We start from the raw sequence: 21,208 nt of genomic DNA on the forward strand, positions 1-21,208 counted from the left end.
CCAGTGACACGTGCCACACCCCGGCTGTTCAGTGAGAGCACCGTCACACCCGTCCCGCCCACCCCTGAACGGCAGGAGTCAACCGGTGCTGAGCGCCCGCAACCTCGAGGTCGTCTACGACGACGTCGTGCTCGCCCTGCGCGGGGTGAGCCTGCAGGTCCCCGACGGCAGGATCGTCGCCCTGCTCGGCTCCAACGGAGCCGGCAAGACCACCCTCCTGCGAGCCCTGACCGGCCTGCTCGACCTGCACGACGGCGAGGTCACCAAGGGCTCGGTCACCCTCGACGACGACGACCTGCGACGCACCCCGCCGGAGAAGATCGTCTCCCGCGGCGTGCGCCAGGTGCTCGAGGGCCGCCGCGTCTTCGTCGAGCTGAGCATCGAGGACAACCTCAAGGTCGGCGCCCACACGGCGCGCGCGAAGATGGCGGCCAACCTCGACCGGGTCTACGGGCTGTTCCCGGTGCTCGCCGACCGTCGCACGCTGACGGCCGGCTACCTCTCCGGCGGCGAGCAGCAGATGCTGGCGATGGGCCGGGCCATGATGTCCGACCCCCGCTTCCTGCTGCTCGACGAGCCCAGCCTCGGACTGGCCCCGCTGATGGTGGAGGCCATCCGCGACGTGGTCGTCGAGATCAACGCCCAGGGCACCGGGGTGCTGCTGGTCGAGCAGAACGCCACGATGGCGCTCTCGATCGCCCACCACGGCTACGTCATGGAGACCGGGCGGGTCGTGCTCGACAAGCCCGCGGCCGAGCTGCTCGCCGACGACGACGTCCGCGAGTTCTACCTCGGCCTGCACCCCGGGGAGGACGGCCGGAAGTCCTTCCGCGACACCAAGCACTACCGGAGGAAGAAGCGGTGGTCGGCATGAGCGCGAACCGCACCGGCACGCCGGTGCTCGAGCTGGACGACGTGCACCTGTCGTTCAAGGGCGTCAAGGCCGTCAACGGCGTGAGCTTCGAGGTCCGCCCCGGTGAGCTCTTCGCGGTGATCGGGCCCAACGGCGCTGGCAAGACCTCGCTGTTCAACGTCATCTCGGGGGTCTACAAGCCCCAGCAGGGCAGCGTGCGCTTCCTGGGCGAGGACGTGCTCGGCAAGAAGCCCAGCGACATCGCGGCGCGCGGCGTCTCGCGCACCTTCCAGAACATCGCGCTCTTCGAGCACCTCACGCTGATCGACAACATGATGCTCGGGCGCCACCAGCACATCTCCTACGGCGCTGGCGCGGCGATCGCCTGGTGGGGACGCGCGCGGCGCCAGGAGGTGGAGCACCGCCGCAAGGTCGAGGAGATCGTCGACTTCCTCGAGCTCGCGGCCTGGCGCGCGCTGCCCGTCGGCCTGCTGCCCTACGGCGTGCAGAAGCGCGTCGAGCTCGGCCGCGCCCTCGCGATGGAGCCGAAGCTGCTGCTCCTCGACGAGCCGGTCGCCGGCATGAACCTCGAGGAGACCGAGGACACCGCCCGCTTCGTGCTCGACATCCGCGACGAGCTCGACGTGCCGATCATCATGGTCGAGCACGACATGGGCCTGGTGATGGACCTCGCCGACCGGGTCATGGTCGTCGACTTCGGCACCCCGATCACCACGGGCACCCCCGACGAGGTCCAGCGCCACCCCGACGTGGTCCGCGCCTACCTGGGAGAGGAGCTCTCGACGTGACCGCCACAGCAGACCGGGTCCGCAGCGGCCCGACGGCCCCCACCACCAGCACCCCCGCCACCCGCATCCGCGAGCAGGCCCGCACCCGCGGCGACGCCGTCGCCCTGCGCGACAAGCACCTCGGCGTGTGGCGCGAGTGGACCTGGGTCGACTACTGGGAGCACGTGCAGCTCGCCGGGCACGCCCTGCTCGCGCTCGGGGTCACCCCGGGTGACCGGGTGGCGATCCACTCGGAGAACCGCCCCGAGTGGCTCATCACCGACATGGGCGCGCTCGCGGTGCGGGCCGCCTCGGTGGGGGTCTACCCCACCAACCCCGCCGCCGAGGTCGCCTACCTGCTGCAGAACTCCGGCGCCACGGTGCTCCTCGCGGAGGACCAGGAGCAGGTCGACAAGGCCCTCGAGGTCCTCGACCAGTGCCCCGACCTGCGCACCATCGTCTACGTGGAGCCGCGGGGCATCCGCGGGCGCTACGACCACGAGGCCCTGATGTCGTGGGAGGAGTTCCTCGCCCTCGGGGCGGCGCACCGCCGCGAGCACCCGGGCGCCGTCGACGAGCTCGCCGACGCGGCCGAGCCCGACGACCTCGCGACCCTGATCTACACCTCCGGCACCACCGGCCCGCCCAAGGGCGCGATGCTCACGGTGCGCAACGTGGAGTTCGCCATCCAGGTGCTGGTGCAGGAGGGCGCCTTCACCGACCCGCCCCCCGGGCCGGACGACCTCAGCCTGTCCTACCTGCCGCTGTCGCACGTCGCGGAGCGGATCTTCACCACCTGGTTCAACGCCGCTGCCGGCACCCAGGTGAACTTCGCGGAGTCGATCGAGACGGTCCCGCAGAACCTCCGCGAGGTGCAGCCGACCATCCTGTTCGGCGTACCGCGGATCTGGGAGAAGCTGCTCGCCAGCGTCGACACCCGGCTCTCGGGGGCGACCCGCCTCAAGCGCGCCAACGCCCGCTTCTGGCTGAAGGTCGCCGGCGGCATCGGCGACACCCTCGTGCGCACCGGCGGCGAGCACACCGCGAAGACCCGGCTGCTGTACGCCGTGGGGTGGCTGTTCTGCTACCGCGCCCTGCGCGAGCGGCTCGGCATGCGCCGGGTGCGCTACGCCTCCTCGGGCGCCGCGCCGGTGGCCCCCGAGGTGCTGAAGTACTTCATGGGGCTCGGGGTGCCGATGCACGAGGTCTACGGCATGACGGAGAACACCGCGGTCGCGACCGGCAACCGGCCGGGACGCGTGCGCCTCGGCACCGTCGGCGAGGCCCACCCCGGCACCGAGGTCCGGGTCGACGAGCAGACCGGCGAGATCCTCACCCGCCACCCCGGCGTCTTCGCCGGCTACTGGCGCAACCCCGAGGCCACCGCCGCCGTGCTCACCGCCGACGGGTGGCTGCACACCGGCGACGTCGGCGAGTGGGTCGAGGGCACGCACCTCAAGATCACCGACCGGATGAAGGACATCATCATCACCGCCGGCGGCAAGAACATCTCGCCCTCGATGATCGAGAACGAGCTGAAGGCCTCCCCCTACGTGAAGGAGGCGATCGTGGTCGGCGACGGCAAGAAGTTCCTCACGGCCCTCATCGGCATCGAGCTCGACACCGTCGGCGAGTGGGCACAGCGCCGCCAGCTCGGCTACAGCACCTACCGCGACCTCACCGAGAAGCCCGAGGTCCAGGCCCTGGTGAAGAGCGTCGTCGACGACGTCAACACCCGCCTCGCCAGCGTCGAGCAGGTCAAGGCCTTCCGGCTGCTGCCCAAGGAGCTCGACCACGAGGACGGCGAGCTCACCGCCACGCAGAAGGTCAAGCGGTCCGCGGTCACCACCGCCTTCGCCGACCTCGTCGACGGGATGTACGGACGGGGTGCGGCCTGATGGAGCAGCTGCTGGAGTCCCTCGTCCGCGGCCTAGGCACCGGCTCGGTCTACGCCCTGCTGGCCCTCGCCTTCGTCATCATCTACAAGGCCACCACCGTCATCAGCTTCGCCCAGCCGGCGTTCATGCTGACCGGGGCCGTGATCACCAGCTACGTCACGCCGGCGATCGGCGTCCTGGCCATCACGGGCCTGTCGTTCTTCGTCTCGGTCACCATCGCGGCGATCCTGACCGCCGGCGTCGCGCTCGTGGTGGAGCGGCTCGCGATCCGGCCGATGGTCGGCAAGGCGGTCTTCACCGTCGCCATCATCACCATCGGCATCGACATCGCCGTGCGGGTCGTCGTCAACGGCTTCATCGGCCTCGGCGCCCGGCCGATCGGCTTCCCGTGGGGCCTGGACCGCGTCGAGCTCCTGGGGCTCGACGTGCAGATCCGGCACCTGGTCATGATGGGCACGGTCGCCGTCGTGGTCGCGGCGCTGTTCTGGTTCTTCCAGCGCACCCGGTGGGGCCTCGCGATGCGGGCGGCGGCCTTCGACCAGGAGGCCGCGATGACCCAGGGCGTGAGCGTGGGCGGCGTCTTCGCCCTCTCCTGGGGCATGGCCGGCGCTCTGGCCGCCATCGCGGGCTCGCTCCTGGCGACCGGCGCGGGTGTCGACCGCCAGCTGTGGCTCGTGGCGCTCGTCGCCCTGCCGGCGATCATCCTCGGCGGCCTCGACTCGCTCGAGGGCGCCGTCGTGGGCGGCCTGGCCGTCGGCGTCGTCGAGTCCCTCGTCGGCACCTACCAGCGTGACTTCGCCCCCTGGCTGGGCGACAACTTCGCCGTCGTGTCGCCCTACGTGCTGATGCTCGTGGTGCTGCTGGCGAAGCCCTACGGCATCTTCGGCACCGCAGAGGTGAGGCGCGTATGAGCACCCTGGCCCCCCGCACCGACGGCACCGGCGCGCACGCCGCCGACGGCCCCACCGCCGCGCCCGCCGGCCCCGCCGGCCCGTCGTCGGGACGCGGGCGCAGCCTGCGCGGCCGGCCGGGCTTCTACCGCTCCTACGAGCAGGAGCTCGCGCTCTTCAACACCCGGCCCAAGCGGGTCGCGGTCGGTGCGGTCGTGCTGGTCGCGCTCGTGCTGCCCTTCGTCCTCGAGGACGCGCTGCTGCGCACGCTCGCGGTCGCCTTCGTCTTCGCCATCGGCGCGCTCGGCCTCAACATCGTCACCGGCCTCGCCGGTCAGGTGTCGCTGGGCCACGCCTTCTTCCTCGGTGTGGGCGCCTACACCGCCGCGGCGATCTCGGGCGACCCCGAGGGGCGCACGATCGGCTTCGGCATCACCGAGATGGTGGTGTGGCTCCCCGCCGCCGGGCTCGTCGCTGCCCTCTTCGGCGTGCTCGTCGCGCCGCTCGCCACCCGCCTGCGCGGGCTCTACCTGGCGATCGTCACGCTCGGCCTGGTCTTCATCGGCGAGCACGTCTTCCGCGAGTGGAGCGACCTGACCGGCGGCGCCGGCGTGGGCCGCGAGGCCGCGACGCCCGTCGTCGCGGGCTACGACCTCAGCCAGGGCGGCGAGGCCTTCAGCCGCGACCAGCAGCTCTTCTTCCTGATGTTCGCGCTGCTGCTCGTCTTCGCGCTGGCCGCGCGCAACATCGCGCGCTCCCGGCTCGGCCGGGCCTTCTCGGCCGTGCGCGACCGCGACATGGCCGCCGAGATGATGGGCATCGACCTGCCGCGCACCAAGCTGCTGGCCTTCGCCATCTCCTCGTTCTACGCCGGGTGCGCCGGCGCGCTGCTCTACAGCGTGTCCGGCTTCTTCGACCCCGCGTCGTTCAACCTGCTGCTCTCGGTGCAGTTCATCGCGATGGTCCTCATCGGCGGTGCAGGCACCGTGGGCGGCACGATCGCCGGGGCGTTGTTCATCTCGCTCCTCCCGACCCTCACCCGGGAGCTGCCCGAGTACATCCCGTTGATCAGTCGTCAGGTCACGGAGACGCCGAACGTCTTCCAGGTCGAGCAGATCCTCTACGGACTCTTGATCGTGGCGTTCCTGCTCTTCGAGCCTCGGGGCCTGTTCGGCATCTGGGTGCGGATCCGCACCTACTGGAAGAGCTGGCCGTTCAGCTACTGAACCGGTCGGACACACGAAGGAGGAAGCTGTGGAGTTGCGCAACAAGAGGCGGGCCGGCGCCGTCGGCCTCGCCGTGCTGGCCCTGGTGGCCACGGGCTGCCGGGGTGGGGACTCCGGTGGCGAGGCCGGGGGCGTCGACGCCCCCGGTGTCACCTCGGAGCCGTGCCCCGAGGCCGTCAACGAGGACAACGGCTGCATCTACCTGGGCACGATCTCCGACCTCACCCAGGGTCCGTTCGCCCCGCTGGGCGTGCCGATCACCGAGGCGCAGGAGGCCTTCTGGGCCCGGGTCAACGAGGAGGGCGGGATCGGCGGCTACGACATCGACGTCACCGAGTACGTCCGCGACAACCTCTACAACCCCGAGACCCACGCCCAGGTCTACAACGAGATCGAGCCCGACGTGCTCGCGCTCGCGCAGACCCTGGGCTCCCCCACCACCCTCGCGATCCTGTCGCAGATGGAGAACAACGACGTCGTCGGGGCCCCTGCCTCGTGGACCTCGCTGTGGGGCTTCGAGGACAACATCCTCGAGTCCGGCGCGAGCTACTGCGTGGAGGGCATGAACGTCGTCGACTACTTCGTCGAGAACGAGGGCATCGCCTCCGTCATGGCCGTCGGCTACCCCGGCGACTTCGGCGGCGACGCCGCAGCCGGTGCCGAGATCGCCGCCGGTGAGCGGAACATCGACTTCACCAACGTCGAGACCGCTCCGGGCCAGGAGGCCCAGGCCGGCGCCATCTCGCAGATCGTGCGCGAGAACCCCGACCTGGTGCTGCTCTCGGTCGGCCCGACGGAGACCGCGGTCATCGTCGGCCAGGCCGCGGCGCAGGGCTACACCGGCCAGTTCGTCGGCACCGCCCCGACCTGGAACCCCGCCCTCCTGCAGAGCCCGGCCGCGCCGGCGCTCGAGCAGCTGTTCGTCCACAGCGGCCCCTGGGGCAGCTTCAGCAGCGACACCGACGGCCACGCCGCCATGCGCGAGGCCATCGGCGAGGTCGACCAGCCCAACGACGGCTACACCTCCGGCTGGGCCTGGAGCTACCCGCTGAAGGCGGCGCTCGAGGAGTGGCTCGAGGGTGACTACGACAAGACCCGCGCGGGCCTGGTCGAGGCCATCGGCAACCTGGAGACCGTCGACTTCGAGGGCATGCTGCCCGAGGAGGCGGGCGACCGCACCGGTGAGAACGACATCTTCAAGCAGACCGTCCTGAGCGACGTCGACCCCGAGGCCGCGGCCGGCCTGACGATCCGCGAGGACTTCTTCACCGGCCCGACCGCGGAGGCCTACGAGTTCGAAGGGGCGTGCTTCGAGGGCTGACCCGGCCCGCACGCACAGCACCACAGCACCGACGACGAGGCCCGCACTCCCCCACCCGGGGAGTGCGGGCCTCGTGACGTACCCGGCGGGCTCAGGAGCCGCTGAGGACGCGTCGGCTCACCCGCGCGCGCGCCACCTCGCGGGGCGTGAAGGGGAAGGTCACCCACCGCTCCTGACCGAAGAGCCGCGTCTGGTCGGTCGACCACGGCGAGCGGGGGTCCTCGGACTGCCCGTAGGTGAGGATGGTGCGGGCCAGCACCGAGCCGTCGCGGCGGAACGCGACCGACTGCACGTGCGACGAGCCGTAGGTCACCGGGCTGAGCCGGTCGCGGTTGCGCAGCGGCGTGCGGGACACCGTCACGTTGGCGTTGCCCGTCGTGCCCTCACCGCCGCCGATCGGCAGCGGCGGGGCGCCGCGGTCGCCGGCGACGTGCAGGCTGCCCCACGGGGCGTCGAGCCGCACCCGCGCGGCCCGCAGCTCGGCGACGGCGTCGGCCATCGCCTGGACCACAGCGGCGTTGCCCTCGTCGAGGTCGCGCGGCGTGCCGACCGGGTCGGCGGCGTCGAAGGGCACCTCCCAGATCGAGCCGTCGGTGGGCAGCCGGCGCACGAACTCCTCGAAGAGGTGGTTGCCCCGGCTCGTCGTGTCGGAGCGACCGTCCCAGGCCGCGAGCACGTCGCAGGCCCGACCCACCTCGGCCGCCTCGCAGACCGCCGCGAGGTCACCGCCCTCGCGCATCAGCTCGGCACCGAAGACGCGGTTCTCGTGCTGGCTGGCCCGCAGCGTCTCGGGCGACACCCGACGGCCGCGGGCGAGCCCGTCGGTGCCGGCGAGGCGGTCGAGGACGTAGCGGTAGACCATCCGGGTGCGCAGGCTGCGCTCGCACCGCTCGCAGCCGATGATGCCGGCGAAGCCCTCGAGGGGCTGGGCGGGATTCGGCAGCCAGTAGGAGTCGTTGGCGTTGACGACCCAGTCCCGGCGCACCGCGTCGGGAAGGTTGGCGGAGCCGAAGATGCCGGGCCGCGCGGCGTCGGCGTCGTCGCCCCAGGCGCAGGCGCTCTGGGCGAGGGCGCCGTTGAGGCCCGGCAGCCCGGCGACCTGCTGCAGCACCTTGCCCACGGGCGTGGTGCAGACCGCGGCGAGGTCGTCGGGCACGTTCGGCACGACCGAGTGGTCGGCGTAGAGGACGTCGCCGCGGCGGTCGGCCGCGATCGTGTTGACCCACGGCATGCCGGCGCCGCGGTCCTGCGCGGCCAGCAGGCTGCGCACGCTCGTGGCCTTCGCCATGAGGTGGAAGGTGTCGACGGTGCGCAGGTGCTCGGCGTTGGCGTCGCGCACCGCCCACACGCTGGCGGGCGACCAGCCCATGAGCAGCGCCGGCGCGTCCAGCACGTAGCCGACCGGCGTGCGGTAGAGGTCCTCCTCGACCGTCGTGACCGAGCCGTCGGCCTGCTTCACCGGGATCCGCACCACGCGGCGCTCGAGCGGCTGCGGGCCGCTCTCGGTCAGGATGGTGTCGGGACCGACGGTCGGGAACTCGTAGGGCGTGAAGCGGTAGGCCGTGGAGACGGTGTGGCTCCACGCCACGTCGCGGTTCCAGCCGATGTTGACGACCGGGGAGCCGACGAGGCTGGCTCCGGCGACGTCGTAGCGGCCCGGGATCGTCAGGTGCTGCTGAGCGAACTTGTAGCGCCCGCGCCACGGGAAGTGCGGGTTGCCCAGCACCATGCCGCGGCCCGTGGTCGTGACGTCGGCGCCGGCGGCGGTCGCGTTGGAGCCGAACGGGGCCTCGGGGTCCTTGCCGAGACCGCGCAGCAGGGCCTCGCGGTCGACGTCGGCCGCGAGCGGCACCTGCGGCAGCCCCGGGTCGTCGGGGCTGGGCGGGTCGGCCTCGACGATCTCCTTGACCAGGAAGCCGCTGGAGGCGAGCAGGTTGGCGAGGTACACGCCGTACCAGAGGTCGACGGAGGTGACCCGCTGCCGCAGGTAGGCCGCGCCGCGGCACTCGGGGTCGCGGACGCCGGCCGGGCCGCCCACGCTGCGCAGGTAGCGCTCCACGCCGGCGACGTAGCCCGCGACCATCGCCTTCGTCTCCCGGCCGGGACCGTTGACGGGGTCGGCCAGCAGCCGCTCGACGACCCTCCGTGCGCGCAGGTCGGCGGCGAGGGTGTCGACCTGGAGGTTGGTGCCGTTCATGGCGACCTGGTCGTCGTAGCGCGCCGTCGCGCCGAACCAGCGGGAGCGTCGGCCCTGGCCGGTCAGCACCGTGTCGGCGAGGTTGCAGATGTGGGTCTCGGCGGTCGCGAAGCCGGAGCCGTAGCCCAGCGAGCCCCACGTGCGCGCGGTGATGTGCGGGATGCCGTGGCGGGTGCGGGTGACGGTGGCGCGGTAGCGCGGACCGCGCCCGTCTGCGCGCCCGTCGAGGTCGACCGCGGCGGCGGGGCCGGCGGCGGCGCCGGCGAGGGTGGGCGCCGCCGTCGCGGTGGTCGACGCCGTGACCGGGGCCGGCACAGCGGCCGAGGTGGCGCCCGGCACGAGCGCCGGGGTGAGGGCGGCGCCGACGGCCAGCGCCGCGAGGGCGGCGACGGGTCGGCGGACGGGGGGTCTACGACGCAACGGGGGCTCCTGTGACGGTGGACACGGTTGCCTGTGCCAACTGCGGAGCAGGGTCGACGTTACGGGTCCGTGACCCTGGGGCTAGAGGTAAAGGCCTGCGCCCTCGTCGGCGACCCGCTCGGCCGCGACGGCGTGCACGTCGCGCTCGCGCATGACGACGTAGACGTGGGCGTGCACCTCGACCTCCGCCTTGTCCTCCGGGTCGAAGAGGACGCGGTCGCCCACCTCGACCGCGCGCACGTGGGGGCCGCACGCCACCACGCGCGACCACGCCAGGCGGCGCGCACCCATCGCGGCGGTCGCCGGGATGACGATGCCGCCCGAGCTGCGACGCTCGCCGGCCTCGTCGTCGACCTCGACGAGCAGCCGGTCGTGCAGCATCTTGACCGGGACGCCCCCGGCGGTGCTCACGCGAGGCCCTCGACGGTCAGGACGCGACCTTGCGGACCACGACGAGGAGCGCCACGAAGCCGACGACCCCGCCCACGACCTTGAGGACGTGGTCGGTGCGCGGCGCGCCGGACTCGTCGACGAAGTAGCCCCGGACCGAGCTCACCTCGCGCCGCACGATCGTCTTCGGGCTCGCACGGTGCAGCAGCTGGTCGAGGTTGCCGGCCAGGCGCTCGCGCGTCGCCTCGATCTCGGACTCCAGCGCCTTGAGGTCCTTCTCGGGGGTGGTCACGCCGGAAGGCTACCAATCGTGCGGGGGTCGAAGCCGAAGGGCAGCTCGAGGCGGTGCGCGCGCATGAGGGCGTCGTCGGTGAGCACGTCGAAGGTCGACCCGTCGGCCACCACGACGCCGTCGCTGAGCACGACCGAGCGGGGGCACAGCTCGAAGGCGTAGGGCAGGTCGTGGGTGACCATCAGCACCGTCACGTCGAGCGAGCGCAGGATGTCGGCGAGCTCGCGCCGCGACGCGGGGTCCAGGTTGGACGACGGCTCGTCGAGCACCAGCACCTCGGGCTCCATCGCCAGCACGGTCGCCACCGCGACGCGGCGGCGCTGGCCGAAGGACAGGTGGTGCGGGGGGCGGTCGACGTGCTCGGCCATGCCGACCTGCTCGAGCGCCGCCTCCACGCGGCGGTCGAGCGCCGCGCCCCGGAGCCCGGCGTTGGCAGGGCCGAAGGCGACGTCCTGGCGCACCGTGGGCATGAAGAGCTGGTCGTCGGGGTCCTGGAAGACCACGCCGACGCGACGGCGGACCTCCGCCACGCTCGCCTTCGTCACCGGCAGCCCGCTCACCGCCACGGAGCCCGCACCGGCGGTGAGGATGCCGTTGAGGTGCAGCACGAGCGTCGTCTTGCCGGCCCCGTTGGGCCCGAGGAGCGCCACCCGCTCACCGGCGTGCACGTGCAGGTCGACGCCGAAGAGCGCCTGGTGGCCGTCGGGGTAGGCGTACGCCAGGCCCCGGACGTCGAGCACGGGCGCGCTCACGCGACCCTCGCCCCGGGGGCGCGACCCTCGCCGACCCGCGACCGCGGGTCGAGGCCGGTCGGGAGCGTGCCGGTGTAGCCGCGGGAGACCATCGCGAGGTGCACCCGCTCGCCGCGCTCGTAGGAGCGCACGAAGAGCGCCCCGAGCGAGCGCGCCAGCGTCGGCCAGTGGCGCGGCGAGCGCGGGTCGCACCCGCGTGAGCGCATCGCGGTGAGCATGCGGCCCATCTCGCCGGTGACCACCTCGAGGTAGCGCACCATGAAGCCGGCGATCTGCACGACGAGCTCCGGCACGCGCAGCCGGCGCAGCCCTCGCAGCACGTCGGTGGCCTCGGTGGTCGCGGCGAGCGTGAGCGAGGCGAGCACCCCGAGGCTGCCCTTGACGAGGAGCGCCAGGCCGGCGTCGAGACCCGGCTGCGAGACCGCGACCCCGAGCACCTCGGTGCGGGGCCCGGTCGCGACGAAGGGCATGAGCACGGCGAAGACCGCGAACGGCACCTCCACCACCATGCGGCGCGCGAGGTAGCCGAGCGGCACGCGGCTGAGGGCGACGACGGCGAGCAACCCCACGGCGTACGCCGCGTAGGCGGGCCACGCGCTCCGCGGGGTGGCCACGACCACCAGCGCGAAGACGACCAGCGCCAGGAGCTTGAGGTGCGCGGGAGCCCGGTGGACGGGACTGTGCCCGTGGTAGTGCAGCAGGTGGCCGTGCCCGGCCCCCATCAGCGTCGCGCCAGGTCGCCGTCAGGGGCGCCGCCGGTGGCGCCGTCGGTGGCGCCGCCGCGCCGTCGTCGGAGCCCGAGCGCCAGCCCGCCGGTGAGGAGGAGCGTCACGAGGGCCCCGACCACGCCGGCGATCGCGGTGCCGGCGCGCGCGTCGTCGACGCCGCGGGTGGAGTAGTCGGCGAGCGGGCTGTCGGCGGTCGGGCTGTCCTCGGCGCTGTCGAGGAAGCCGGTCTGCTCGGCCACGTGCTCGAGGCCGTCCGGGTGGGAGGAGGCGTAGGAGCTGACGACACCGGCCAGCAGCAGGCTGACGAGGAGCGCGACGGCGTAGAAGGCGCGGCGACTCACGCGGCCACCTCCCGGATCTCGAGCGGGCGGGCGGGGAGCAGGTGGCGGGCACCGTGGACCAGGTCGGGCCGGGCGGCGACCACCGAGCCGACGACCAGCCCGGTGATGACGGCCTCACCGACCCCGATCACGGTGTGCCACGCCAGCATCGCGACCAGGACGTCGCCGAGGTCGACGGGCGCGAGCCCGCCGACCGCGAAGAGGCCGGTGAAGACGCCTGCGGCCACCGGCACGCCCAGCAGGGCCCCGACCGCGGCGGCCGGCGCGATGGTGGCGGCGCGCTTGGGCAGCACGGCCACGAGCCCGCGGAAGACCACCCACCCCACGGCGACGGTCACGACGCCGATCAGCACCACGTTGGTGCCGAGCGCCGTGATGCCGCCGTCGGCCATGAGGAGTGCCTGCACCAGCAGCACGACGCTGACGCAGAGCAGGCCCGTCCACGGCCCCACCAGCACGGCCGCGAGGGCACCGCCCATGAGGTGGCCGCTGGTGCCCGCGCCGACCGGGAAGTTCAGCATCTGCGCGGCGAACACGAAGGTCGCGACCAGCCCGGCCATCGGGGCGGTGCGGTCGTCGAGCTCCGTGCGCGCCTTGCGCAGCGCGACCCCGACCGCCGCGACCGCGACCGCCCCCGTGGCGATCGAGGTCGAGGCATCGAGGAACCCGTCCGGCACGTGCATGGCGCCTCCTGGCGGCGGCGGCCGACGGCCGCGGGGTGGGTGGTGATCAGTAGGTTGTCCGGTGCCGCGTCGGGACCGGACGGCCCGGCGCCCACCCTACGTTGTTGCACACAGTTCGCAACAAGCCGGACACGACAGGAGCCACCCGTGAGCGAGACCCCGCGCCTCTCCGTCGGCGACGCCGCCCCCGACCTCACCCTCGCCGACGACACCGGCGCGACCGTCTCGTTGGCCGGCCTGCGCGGGCGCAAGGTGGTCGTCTACTTCTACCCCGCCGCGATGACGCCGGGGTGCACAAAGCAGGCCTGCGACTTCACCGAGTCCCTCGAGTCGCTGCGAGCCGCGGGCTACGAGGTGGTGGGCGTCTCGCCGGACTCGCCGGCCACGCTGGCGAAGTTCCGGGAGAAGGAGGGCCTGGGCATCACGCTGCTCTCCGACCCCGACAAGCAGGCGATGCAGGCGTGGGGCGCCTTCGGCGAGAAGAAGATGTACGGCAAGGTCGTGCAGGGCGTGATCCGCTCGACGTTCGTCGTCGACGAGGAGGGCACGATCACCCTGGCGCAGTACGCCGTCAAGGCCACCGGCCACGTCGCCAAGCTGCGCCGCGACCTCGGTCTCGACGCGGCCTGAGCACCCGCCGCCTCGGCTCGTAGGATCGGCGCCGCGCGCACGCGCCCGCCGGAGTGGTGGAACTGGCAGACACGCAGGATTTAGGTTCCTGTGCCCGCAGGGCGTGGGGGTTCGAGTCCCCCCTCCGGCACCCTCGACCCGTCGATCGTCGTCGAGACCCGTTCGTGACCTGCCTGTGACGTCGCCGTGCGCCGCGCCGCCCCGAGAGGCCGCTGGGGTGCCGGTCACAGCTTGGTGAGACCCAGGTCACACCGACCGGGACGGCCCGCCGACGGGAGCGGGCCTCGGACGAAGAGGGGCTCGATGAAGAGGATCCGCACCGTGACCGCGGCGGCGGCGGTGGGCGCACTGGCGCTCACGCTGACCGCCTGCGCCGAGTCCGAGCACGAGGAGGGCGGTGGTGGCTCCGCGGAGTCGACCTTCACCTTCGGCGCCGCCGGCGCGCCCGAGATGTTCGACCCGCTCTACGCCACCGACGGCGAGACCTTCCGCGTCACCCGCCAGATGTTCCAGGGCCTCCTGGGCATTGAGCCGGGCGGCGCCGAGGTGGTGCCCGAGCTGGCCACCGACTGGACCTCCAACGAGAAGGGCACCGAGTGGACGTTCACGCTGCGCGACGACGTGACCTTCCACGACGGCACGCAGTTCGACGCCGAGGCTGTCTGCGCCAACTTCGAGCGGATGTTCGACCAGAACGAGGCCTATCGTGGCCGACGAGCCGGTGAGCGCGCTCGACGTGTCGGTGCAGGCGCAGGTGGTCAACCTGCTCGCGGACCTGCAGGAGGAGCTCGGCCTCACCTTCCTGGTCGTCGCCCACGACCTGGCCGTCGTGCGGCACATCAGCGACCGCATCGGCGTGATGTACCTCGGCGGCCTGGTGGAGGAGTCCGAGGCCGGCGAGCTCTACGACGTGCCCCTGCACCCCTACACCCGCGCGCTGATGTCGGCGGTGCCCGTGCCCGACCCGGTGGTGGAGGACCGGCGCGAGCAGATCCTCCTCACCGGCGACCTGCCGTCCCCGTCGGACCCGCCCAGCGGGTGCCGCTTCCACACCCGGTGCCCGTGGCGCCGGCCGACCCGGTGCGACGACGAGCGGCCGGTGCTGCGCACCGTCGACCTCCCGGGCGTGTCCGACGGCCACCGGGTCGCCTGCCACTGGGCCGAGGAGATCGCGCGCGGCGAGGTGCCACGCCACGAGGTGCGCCCCGAGGACACCGCGTCCGGCGACGCGGTGCCCGACACCGGGCCCGACCGCGGTTCGGCGATCGGCCCGGCGTCGGTCACCGAGGCCTGAGCAGGTCGGCCAGCTGCGGGGCGAGCTCGCGCAGCGCCCGGCCGCGGTGGGAGATGCGGTCCTTCTCCCCCGGCGGCAGCTCCGCCGAGGTCAGGCCGCGGCCGTCGGGGCCGGCGGCGGCGTGCTCGTCGGCGACGAAGAGCGGGTCGTAGCCGAAGCCGCCCTCGCCGCGCTCCTCGCGGACGACGCGCCCGGGCATCCGGCCCTCGACGACGAGCTCACGGCCTTCGGGGGTGGCGACCGCGACGGCGCACGCGAAGTGGGCGGCGCGGCGCTCGTCGGGCACGTCGTGCAGCTGGTCGAGCAGCAGCCGGTTGTTGCGGCGGTCGTCCTTGGGCAGCCCCGACCACCGGGCGGACAGCACGCCCGGCATGCCGTTGAGCGCGTCGACGCACAGCCCGCTGTCGTCGGCGATCGACGCCAGCCCGGTCGCGGCCACCCCGGCCCGGGCCTTCAGCAGCGCGTTGCCGGCGAAGGTGGGCGCGTCCTCGACCGGCTCGTCGTACGCCGCGACGTCGGCGAGGCCGAGCACCTGCACGCCCGGCAGGTGCTCGGCGAGGAGCCGCTGCACCTCGGCGACCTTGCCGGCGTTGCGGGAGGCGAGGAAGAGCCGCGGGGCGCCCGGGTCGCCGGGGGCGTCAGGCACGGAACCCGGCGGCCGGCGCGTCCAGCGCCTCGCGCTGCAGGCGGGTGAGGTCGGCGCACCCCTTCTCGGCGAGGGCGAGGAGCGCGTCGAGCTCGGCGCGGTCGAAGGGGGCGCCCTCGGCGGTGCCCTGCACCTCGACGAAGCGGCCGTCGCCGGTCATGACGACGTTCATGTCGGTCTCGGCGCGCACGTCCTCGACGTAGGGCAGGTCGAGGCGCGGGAGGCCGTCGACGATGCCGACGCTGACGGCTGCGACGGAGCCCGTGAGCGGCTCGCCCTTCAGCGCCCCGGTGGAGCGCAGGTGGGCCACGGCGTCGGCGAGTGCGACGTAGGCGCCGGTGATGGCGGCGGTGCGGGTGCCGCCGTCGGCCTGCAGCACGTCGCAGTCGAGCTGGATGGTGTTCTCGCCGAGCGCGGAGTAGTCGACCACCGCGCGCAGGGCGCGTCCCACCAGCCGGGAGATCTCGTGGGTGCGGCCACCGACACGGCCCTTGACCGACTCACGGCCGGACCGCTCGTTGGTGGCGGCCGGGAGCATGGCGTACTCGGCGGTGACCCACCCGAGGCCCGAGCCCTTGCGCCAGCGCGGCACGCCCTCGCTCGCGGAGGCCGCGCAGAGCACGCGCGTGGCGCCGTACTCGACGAGCACGGAGCCGGCGGCGTGGTCGAGCCAGCCGCGGGTGAGCCGGACCGGCCGCAGCTCGTCGTCGGCGCGGCCGTCGGCGCGCGGGGTGGGGGTGCCAGGCGTCGCAGTCATGCCGCGACCCTAGACCGGAGCGGCGTCAGCCGGCCCGGCCGGGCTCACCGGCCCGGAGCGCCTGCAGGTCGCCGACCACGTCGCCGGGGCGCGACGACAGGCAGACCGGGCAGGGGCCCTCGGCCTGGACGGTGCGGCAGGTCTGGCAACGGGCGGTCGCGGCGCGGGTCGCCGACGGTCGGGTTGCCGGGCGCGGGTCGCTCCAGCGGTCGTCGTGCGCGGTGTGCATGCGGGGTCTTCCCTCCTCCAGGCGGAAGGCACCAGTGAACGCCGCGATCGCCTGCTGTGCAACGCGGCTGGGCCGGTTGTGAGCAAGCCCACCGCCCCCGGCTGGGGGCGGTGGGCTCGTGCGGCTCGTCGTGCCGCGACGGTCAGCGATGGGTCGCCGGGCTCACTTCAGCTCGGCCCGCCTGATCCGCACCCAGCCCGCCGCGAAGGGCAGGATGATCCAGATCAGCGAGGTGGTGCCGAGCTGCGCCCACTGCTCGCCGGTGAGGCTGGCCTCGCCGCCGAGCTGGAAGAGCGCCTGCTGCGCCGTGCCCAGGTCGAGCCAGGCCGCCGAGTCGCGCAGTGCCGGCACGAGGTTGAAGACGATCGAGGACGCGATCGGGGCCACGAAGAAGAACACGATGGCGGCCGGGGTGTTCAAGAAGATCAGGCCGTAGGCCAGGCCCTGCACGATCGTGAGCAGCTGCAGCAGGAAGAACAGCCCGAACACGCTGGCGGTGAGGCCCTCGAAGCCGCCGTCGGCGCCCCCGACGGCCGTGCAGGCCGCCGCGAGGAGGATCGCCGCGACGAACGCGGCGGCGCCGAAGAGCAGGGCGGCCACGGTCTTGGCCGCGATCACCCGCGGACGCGACGGCTCGAGGGCGAAGGTGACCATGGCGGTGCGCTGGCCCCACTCGCTGGTCACCAGCAGGATGCCCAGCACCGGCAGCAGGAACCCCTGCGGCGTGGCCGCGATGCCGATGAAGTTCTCGAAGACGCGGTCGTCGGCGTCGGCCACGAGGAAGAAGATCACCATGATCGCGGCGGTGATCGCGACGATGCCGCCGAGCAGCCAGCGGCCGGCGCGGGTGTCGGCCGACTTGCGCAGCTCGACCGACACGAGCCGGGCGAAGGGCACCCGCGAGGTGCCGGAGACGTCAAGCGTCGTGGGCGCGGGCGCGCCGGGGGCGGTGGCGGTGCTCATGCGGGCACTCCTTCGGTGCGACGGGCGGGGCCGTCGACGGGGCCGTCGACGTGTCCCTCGCGCTGGCTGTCGGCGGTGAGCTCGAGGAAGAGGTCCTCGAGCCCGGCGTTGCCCAGGCGCAGGTCGGTGAGGACGACCTGGAGCTCGAGGGCGGCGCGGCCGACCTCGGCGGGCTCGGCGTGGGCGCGCAGGCCCTCCCCGGCCGGCTCCACCTCCACCCCGCGGGCACGCAGGCCGGCGGCGAGCGCCGCGTCGTCCAGCGACGAGACCAGCGTGCTGGCGGCGCCGGCACCGGCGAGCAGGGTCTTCTTGTCGCCCTGGGCGACGATCTTGCCGCGGCCGATGAGGATCATCTCGTCGGCGATCAGCTCCACCTCGTGCAGCAGGTGGCTCGAGAGCAGCACCGTGCCGCCGGCGCGGGCGAAGCCGGTGAGCACGTCGCGCATCCAGCGGATGCCGGCGGGGTCGAGGCCGTTGGCCGGCTCGTCGAGGATCAGGACCGACGGGTCGCCGAGCAGCGCGTGGGCCAGGCCGAGGCGCTGCTTCATGCCGAGTGAGTAGTTGCGCAGCCGGCGGCCGGCCTCGTCCTGGCTCAGCGACACCTGTGCCAGCACCTCGTCGACCCGCGAGGTCGGCAGCCCCATCGTGCGGGCGCCCACGGTGAGGATCTCGCGGCCCGTGCGGCCGGCGTGCTGGGCCGAGGCGTCGAGCAGGACGCCGACGTGGCGACCGGGGTTGGGGATGTCGCGGTAGCGCAGCCCCCCGATCGTCACCTGCCCGCGGGTCGGCGGCGTCAAGCCCACCATCACCCGCATCGCGGTGGTCTTGCCGGCCCCGTTGGGGCCGAGGAAGCCGGTCACCCGGCCTGGACGGCAGCTGAAGCTGACGTCGTCGACGGCCGTGAAGCCGCCGTACGTCTTGGTGAGTCCCTCCACGGTGATCATGGGTCCACCTTGCACCACCCCAGCAGGTGGTGCATCCGGGAAACCCCTGAGACCCCCCGCGTGTCCGCGAAGGGTCACCTCGGGGTCACCCGCAGGTCGGCCCTGGGACGCCGAGACGGCGCTCAGACCACGTGGACGGCCCCCGGCACGGCGAGCGCGAGCGGCCCGTCGTACGTCGTGCGGGCCTCGCGGAGCGCGACCTGCGGGTCGTGCCACGGCGCCACGTGGGTGAGGACCATGCGCTGCACCTGCCCACGCACGGCGACGTCGCCGCACTCGCGCCCGGTGAGGTGGATGTCGGGCGGGTTGTCGTCGGAGTCGCGGAAGGACGCCTCGGCCAGCAGCAGGTGGGCGCCGTCGGCGAGGCGGTCGAGCCCGGGGCAGGCCGCGGTGTCGCCGGTGTAGGCCAGCACGCGCCCGCCGGCCTCGACCCGCAGGCCGTAGGCCTCGACGGGGTGGTTGACCGCCACGGCGGTGACGGTGAAGGGCCCGACCTCCAGCGCTGCTCCCGGCGCGTGCTCGCGGAAGTCGAACTCCTCGTGCATGCCCGGGTCGAGCGGCAGGTCGTAGGCCTTGGCCATGCGGTCGGCGGTGCCGGTGGGCCCCCACACCGGGATGCGGGGCTGCGGGCCGTCGGGGTGGTACTTGCGCATGACGTAGTAGCCGCACAGGTCGAGGCAGTGGTCGGCGTGCAGGTGGCTGAGGAAGACCGCGTCGATCGTCAGCGGGTCGGCGTAGCGGTGCAGCGCGCCGATCGCGCCGTTGCCGCAGTCGAGCAGGATGCGCCAGGTGCGCTCGTGGTCCTCCGCCTCGACGAGGTAGCAGCTGGCCGGGGAGTCCGGGCCGGGGTAGGACCCCGAGCAGCCGACGATCGTGACCCGCATGCCCAGCGGGCCGCCGCCGACGGCACCGCGGCTCACGCGAGACCCCCGACGAACTGGGTGGCGGAGCGCAGCTCCGGCCCGAGGAAGCGGCGGCCGATCGTCTCGAACTCGCCGGGCTCGCCCGTGGTCAGGAAGCGGTGCACCGGGGTGCCGCCGGGTCGCAGCAGGCCCTCGCGGGTCAGCACCGCGTAGACGGCCTTGCCGCACTCCTCGGCGCTCGAGACGAGCGTGACCTGGTCGCCGACGACGTAGGAGATGACGCCGGTGAGCAGGGGGTAGTGGGTGCAGCCGAGGATGAGGGTGTCGACACCGCGGGAGACGAGCGGGTCGAGGTAGTCGTGGGCCACGGAGAGCAGCTCGTCGCCCCCGGTCACGCCGCGCTCGACGAAGTCGACGAAGCGGGGGCAGGCGCGGGTGTGCAGCTCGACGTGGGGCGCGGCGGCGAAGGCGTCGTCGTAGGCCATGGACTCGGCGGTCGCGCGGGTGCAGATCACCCCGATGCGGCCCGTGCGGCTGGCGGCGACCGCACGGCGGGTGGCGGGGTAGATCACCTCCACCACCGGCACGTCGTAGCGCTCGCGGGCGTCGCGCAGCATCGCGGCGCTCGCCGAGTTGCAGGCGATGACGAGCGCCTTGACCCCCAGGTGCACGAGGTGGTCGAGGCACTCCAGGGCGTACTCCCGCACCTCGCCGATCGGCTTCGGCCCGTAGGGCTGGCGCGCGGTGTCGCCGACGTAGGTGATCGACTCGTGCGGGAGCTGGTCGATCACCGAGCGGGCGACCGTCAGGCCCCCGAAGCCCGAGTCGAAGATGCCGATCGGGGCGTCGACGCCGGGCCCGGGCCCACCGCCGCGGGAGGGGAGGTCGACCGCGGCCAGGCTCATGGGAGGCAAGGCTAGGTCCCCGGGGGTCGCGAGGCCACCAGCCGCGACGGAGGTCACGCCGCAGGCTCCCTCCGGGTGGTCCCGCACGGCCCCGCACCGGTCCTAGCATGGTGGCGGTGCGCGCGAACCCGGCTCCCCGTGTCCTCGCGGCGGCCATCCTGGCCTCCGCGCTGCTCGTCGGCTGCGGTGGGTCCGAGCCACGACCACGCGCCGAGGCCCCCGCGGCGGTGCTCGCGGCCGGGGACGCGACGCCCCTGTCGCGTGTGGGCGTCGCGACCTCCGGCGTGCTGGCGGTCTCCGTCGACGGCCTGAACCCGACCGCGCTGGCGCGGCTCGGCGCCGAGCGCGCCTCGACGCTGCACCGGCTCGTCGCAGAGGGCGCCTCGACGCTCGACGCCCGCACCGCGCGCGAGCAGACCGAGACGCTGCCGAACCACACCGGCATGCTCACCGGGCGGCGGATCCTGGCACGCCGCGGCGGCCACGGCGTCACCGTCAACCACGCCGTGCCGGGCACGGTGCACGACCGCGCCGGCGAGCACGTGTCGTCGGTCTTCGAGGTGCTCGAGCGCCACGACCGCTCGGGCGCGCTCTTCGCGATGAAGTCCAAGTTCGCGCTCTTCCGGCGCTCGTGGCCCGCCGGCGTCGACCGCTTCGTGGTGCGTCCCGGCTCGGCGCGGCTGGTCGACCTCGTGCTCGCCGACCTCAGACGCACGCGGCGCGCCTTCCGGTTCGTCCACCTCGCCGACCCCGACGTCGCCGGGCACGAGCACGGCTTCCTGGGCCCCGACTACCTCGCCGCGGTCGAGCGGGTGGACGCGCAGCTGGCCCGCCTGCTCGCCGCGGTCGAGGGCGAGCCGGCGCTGTCCGGCACCACGGTGGTGCTCACCGCCGACCACGGCGGCTCCGGGCACCACGGCCACGCCCAAGCGGAGCGGCTGGCGAACCACCGCGTGCCCTTCGTGGTGTGGGGCGCCGGCGTCGCGCCGGGCACCGACCTCTACGACCTCAACCCCGACCGGGTCCACCCCGGCACCGGTCGACCCGCGTGGGGCCGCACCGGGCAGCCCGTGCGCAACGCCGAGGTCGCCAACCTCGCGCTCGACCTGCTGGGCCTGCCGGTCGTGCGCGGGTCGCTGGCCGACGCCCGCCAGGACCTCGACGTCCGCTGACGCGCGGCGCGCCCGGCGCAGGGCAG

At 73.6% G+C, this 21,208-nt stretch carries 24 protein-coding genes, 1 tRNA gene and 1 pseudogene; 11 read left to right on the plus strand and 15 right to left on the minus strand.

The window, feature by feature from the left end:
• Positions 1-85: 85 nt before the first annotated feature.
• From BJ989_RS14465 to BJ989_RS14490, 6 genes are read left to right on the plus strand one after another with little or no spacing between them, the layout of a single operon-like run.
• Positions 86-874, plus strand: a complete 789-nt coding sequence (locus BJ989_RS14465) for an ATP-binding cassette domain-containing protein (protein ID WP_179518795.1) — start codon at positions 86-88, stop codon at positions 872-874.
• Positions 871-1,662, plus strand: coding sequence for an ABC transporter ATP-binding protein (locus tag BJ989_RS14470; RefSeq protein WP_179518796.1), 792 nt, complete (start codon positions 871-873; stop codon positions 1,660-1,662). Before BJ989_RS14465 ends, BJ989_RS14470 begins: the two co-directional genes overlap by 4 nt.
• Positions 1,659-3,539 carry an AMP-binding protein gene (locus BJ989_RS14475; protein WP_179518797.1) on the plus strand — a complete coding sequence of 627 codons (1,881 nt, stop codon included), beginning with the start codon at positions 1,659-1,661 and terminating at the stop codon, positions 3,537-3,539. The genes BJ989_RS14470 and BJ989_RS14475 overlap by 4 nt, the downstream gene beginning before the upstream one ends.
• Complete coding sequence (locus BJ989_RS14480; RefSeq protein WP_179518798.1) at positions 3,539-4,450, plus strand: branched-chain amino acid ABC transporter permease; 912 nt, start codon at positions 3,539-3,541, stop codon at positions 4,448-4,450. The genes BJ989_RS14475 and BJ989_RS14480 overlap by 1 nt, the downstream gene beginning before the upstream one ends.
• Positions 4,447-5,655 carry a branched-chain amino acid ABC transporter permease gene (locus BJ989_RS14485; RefSeq protein ID WP_246283447.1) on the plus strand — a complete coding sequence of 403 codons (1,209 nt, stop codon included), beginning with the start codon at positions 4,447-4,449 and terminating at the stop codon, positions 5,653-5,655. The genes BJ989_RS14480 and BJ989_RS14485 overlap by 4 nt, the downstream gene beginning before the upstream one ends.
• A gap of 28 nt (positions 5,656-5,683) precedes the next feature.
• Positions 5,684-6,976, plus strand: coding sequence for an ABC transporter substrate-binding protein (locus BJ989_RS14490; protein WP_179518799.1), 1,293 nt, complete (start codon positions 5,684-5,686; stop codon positions 6,974-6,976).
• 91 nt (positions 6,977-7,067) lie between these two features.
• Here the strand turns inward: BJ989_RS14490 and BJ989_RS14495 are convergent, their stop codons facing one another.
• The 7 genes from BJ989_RS14495 to BJ989_RS14525 all read right to left on the minus strand — a co-directional run bounded on the left by BJ989_RS14495 (position 7,068) and on the right by BJ989_RS14525 (position 12,779).
• A complete protein-coding gene (locus tag BJ989_RS14495) occupies positions 7,068-9,593 on the minus strand; it encodes a penicillin acylase family protein (RefSeq protein ID WP_246283448.1) in 2,526 nt (841 codons plus the stop codon).
• 81 nt (positions 9,594-9,674) lie between these two features.
• Positions 9,675-10,004: a GroES family chaperonin gene (locus tag BJ989_RS14500; protein ID WP_425490004.1), complete on the minus strand. Its 330-nt coding sequence runs from the start codon at positions 10,002-10,004 to the stop codon at positions 9,675-9,677.
• A gap of 16 nt (positions 10,005-10,020) precedes the next feature.
• On the minus strand, positions 10,021-10,275 hold the full coding sequence (locus BJ989_RS14505) for a DUF3618 domain-containing protein (RefSeq protein ID WP_179518800.1): 255 nt from the start codon (positions 10,273-10,275) through the stop codon (positions 10,021-10,023).
• The gene (locus tag BJ989_RS14510; RefSeq protein WP_179518801.1) at positions 10,272-11,027 is read right to left on the minus strand and encodes an ATP-binding cassette domain-containing protein; all 756 of its coding nucleotides are present in this window, start codon (positions 11,025-11,027) and stop codon (positions 10,272-10,274) included. The genes BJ989_RS14505 and BJ989_RS14510 overlap by 4 nt, the downstream gene beginning before the upstream one ends.
• The gene (cbiQ, locus tag BJ989_RS14515; protein ID WP_179518802.1) at positions 11,024-11,749 is read right to left on the minus strand and encodes a cobalt ECF transporter T component CbiQ; all 726 of its coding nucleotides are present in this window, start codon (positions 11,747-11,749) and stop codon (positions 11,024-11,026) included. The genes BJ989_RS14510 and cbiQ overlap by 4 nt, the downstream gene beginning before the upstream one ends.
• Positions 11,749-12,096 (minus strand): PDGLE domain-containing protein, encoded by a 348-nt coding sequence (locus tag BJ989_RS14520; protein WP_179518803.1) that lies wholly within the window; start codon positions 12,094-12,096, stop codon positions 11,749-11,751. The genes cbiQ and BJ989_RS14520 overlap by 1 nt, the downstream gene beginning before the upstream one ends.
• Positions 12,093-12,779 (minus strand): energy-coupling factor ABC transporter permease, encoded by a 687-nt coding sequence (locus BJ989_RS14525; protein ID WP_179518804.1) that lies wholly within the window; start codon positions 12,777-12,779, stop codon positions 12,093-12,095. Before BJ989_RS14525 ends, BJ989_RS14520 begins: the two co-directional genes overlap by 4 nt.
• A 147-nt stretch (positions 12,780-12,926) precedes the next feature.
• Between BJ989_RS14525 and bcp the strand changes: the two genes are divergently transcribed.
• The gene (gene bcp / locus BJ989_RS14530; RefSeq protein WP_179518805.1) at positions 12,927-13,409 is read left to right on the plus strand and encodes a thioredoxin-dependent thiol peroxidase; all 483 of its coding nucleotides are present in this window, start codon (positions 12,927-12,929) and stop codon (positions 13,407-13,409) included.
• Positions 13,410-13,456: 47 nt separating this feature from the next.
• Positions 13,457-13,539: transfer RNA gene (locus BJ989_RS14535), tRNA-Leu, on the plus strand.
• 94 nt (positions 13,540-13,633) lie between these two features.
• Here the strand turns inward: BJ989_RS14535 and BJ989_RS18395 are convergent.
• The gene (locus tag BJ989_RS18395) at positions 13,634-13,768 is read right to left on the minus strand and encodes a hypothetical protein (RefSeq protein WP_281363179.1); all 135 of its coding nucleotides are present in this window, start codon (positions 13,766-13,768) and stop codon (positions 13,634-13,636) included.
• A gap of 145 nt (positions 13,769-13,913) precedes the next feature.
• Between BJ989_RS18395 and BJ989_RS17835 the strand changes: the two are divergent.
• Both BJ989_RS17835 and BJ989_RS14545 read left to right on the plus strand, forming a co-directional pair.
• Positions 13,914-14,063 (plus strand): annotated as a pseudogene (locus BJ989_RS17835) (ABC transporter substrate-binding protein); the annotation flags it as partial.
• Between the two features lie 52 nt (positions 14,064-14,115).
• Positions 14,116-14,703, plus strand: a complete 588-nt coding sequence (locus BJ989_RS14545) for an oligopeptide/dipeptide ABC transporter ATP-binding protein (RefSeq protein ID WP_425490005.1) — start codon at positions 14,116-14,118, stop codon at positions 14,701-14,703.
• On the opposite strand, the gene rdgB is transcribed toward BJ989_RS14545, so the two are convergent.
• From rdgB to murI, 7 genes are all read right to left on the minus strand, one after another.
• A complete protein-coding gene (rdgB, locus tag BJ989_RS14550) occupies positions 14,690-15,349 on the minus strand; it encodes an RdgB/HAM1 family non-canonical purine NTP pyrophosphatase (RefSeq protein ID WP_179518806.1) in 660 nt (219 codons plus the stop codon). The genes BJ989_RS14545 and rdgB overlap by 14 nt on opposite strands.
• A complete protein-coding gene (gene rph / locus BJ989_RS14555) occupies positions 15,342-16,106 on the minus strand; it encodes a ribonuclease PH (protein ID WP_179518807.1) in 765 nt (254 codons plus the stop codon). The genes rdgB and rph overlap by 8 nt, the downstream gene beginning before the upstream one ends.
• Positions 16,107-16,131: 25 nt before the next feature.
• The gene (locus tag BJ989_RS14560) at positions 16,132-16,335 is read right to left on the minus strand and encodes a hypothetical protein (protein ID WP_179518808.1); all 204 of its coding nucleotides are present in this window, start codon (positions 16,333-16,335) and stop codon (positions 16,132-16,134) included.
• A 162-nt stretch (positions 16,336-16,497) separates the two neighbouring features.
• The gene (locus BJ989_RS14565; protein WP_179518809.1) at positions 16,498-17,298 is read right to left on the minus strand and encodes an ABC transporter permease; all 801 of its coding nucleotides are present in this window, start codon (positions 17,296-17,298) and stop codon (positions 16,498-16,500) included.
• On the minus strand, positions 17,295-18,242 hold the full coding sequence (locus BJ989_RS14570; protein ID WP_179518810.1) for an ABC transporter ATP-binding protein: 948 nt from the start codon (positions 18,240-18,242) through the stop codon (positions 17,295-17,297). The genes BJ989_RS14565 and BJ989_RS14570 overlap by 4 nt, the downstream gene beginning before the upstream one ends.
• 122 nt (positions 18,243-18,364) lie before the next feature.
• Complete coding sequence (locus tag BJ989_RS14575) at positions 18,365-19,162, minus strand: MBL fold metallo-hydrolase (RefSeq protein ID WP_343049398.1); 798 nt, start codon at positions 19,160-19,162, stop codon at positions 18,365-18,367.
• Entirely contained in the window at positions 19,159-20,010 is an 852-nt protein-coding gene (murI, locus tag BJ989_RS14580) for a glutamate racemase (protein ID WP_179518811.1), read from the minus strand. The genes BJ989_RS14575 and murI overlap by 4 nt, the downstream gene beginning before the upstream one ends.
• 116 nt (positions 20,011-20,126) lie before the next feature.
• Here murI and BJ989_RS14585 point away from each other — a divergent pair, with 116 nt between their 5' ends.
• On the plus strand, positions 20,127-21,182 hold the full coding sequence (locus tag BJ989_RS14585) for an alkaline phosphatase family protein (RefSeq protein ID WP_179518812.1): 1,056 nt from the start codon (positions 20,127-20,129) through the stop codon (positions 21,180-21,182).
• Positions 21,183-21,208: the final 26 nt, after the last annotated feature.

It is taken from the genome of Nocardioides perillae, from assembly GCF_013409425.1.
Lineage (GTDB): Bacteria > Actinomycetota > Actinomycetes > Propionibacteriales > Nocardioidaceae > Nocardioides > Nocardioides perillae.

What these genes read in the sequence shown, in the direction of transcription:
- BJ989_RS14470 (WP_179518796.1), top strand. Translation starts at nt 871, where the DNA reads ATGAGCGCGAACCGCACCGGCACGCCGGTGCTCGAGCTGGACGACGTG.
- BJ989_RS14485 (WP_246283447.1), top strand. Translation starts at nt 4,447, where the DNA reads ATGAGCACCCTGGCCCCCCGCACCGACGGCACCGGCGCGCACGCCGCC.
- BJ989_RS14480 (WP_179518798.1), top strand. Translation starts at nt 3,539, where the DNA reads ATGGAGCAGCTGCTGGAGTCCCTCGTCCGCGGCCTAGGCACCGGCTCG.
- murI (WP_179518811.1), bottom strand. Translation starts at nt 20,010, where the DNA reads ATGAGCCTGGCCGCGGTCGACCTCCCCTCCCGCGGCGGTGGGCCCGGG.
- cbiQ (WP_179518802.1), bottom strand. Translation starts at nt 11,749, where the DNA reads ATGGGGGCCGGGCACGGCCACCTGCTGCACTACCACGGGCACAGTCCC.
- BJ989_RS14525 (WP_179518804.1), bottom strand. Translation starts at nt 12,779, where the DNA reads ATGCACGTGCCGGACGGGTTCCTCGATGCCTCGACCTCGATCGCCACG.
- BJ989_RS14570 (WP_179518810.1), bottom strand. Translation starts at nt 18,242, where the DNA reads ATGATCACCGTGGAGGGACTCACCAAGACGTACGGCGGCTTCACGGCC.
- BJ989_RS14565 (WP_179518809.1), bottom strand. Translation starts at nt 17,298, where the DNA reads ATGAGCACCGCCACCGCCCCCGGCGCGCCCGCGCCCACGACGCTTGAC.
- BJ989_RS14560 (WP_179518808.1), bottom strand. Translation starts at nt 16,335, where the DNA reads ATGCACACCGCGCACGACGACCGCTGGAGCGACCCGCGCCCGGCAACC.
- rph (WP_179518807.1), bottom strand. Translation starts at nt 16,106, where the DNA reads ATGACTGCGACGCCTGGCACCCCCACCCCGCGCGCCGACGGCCGCGCC.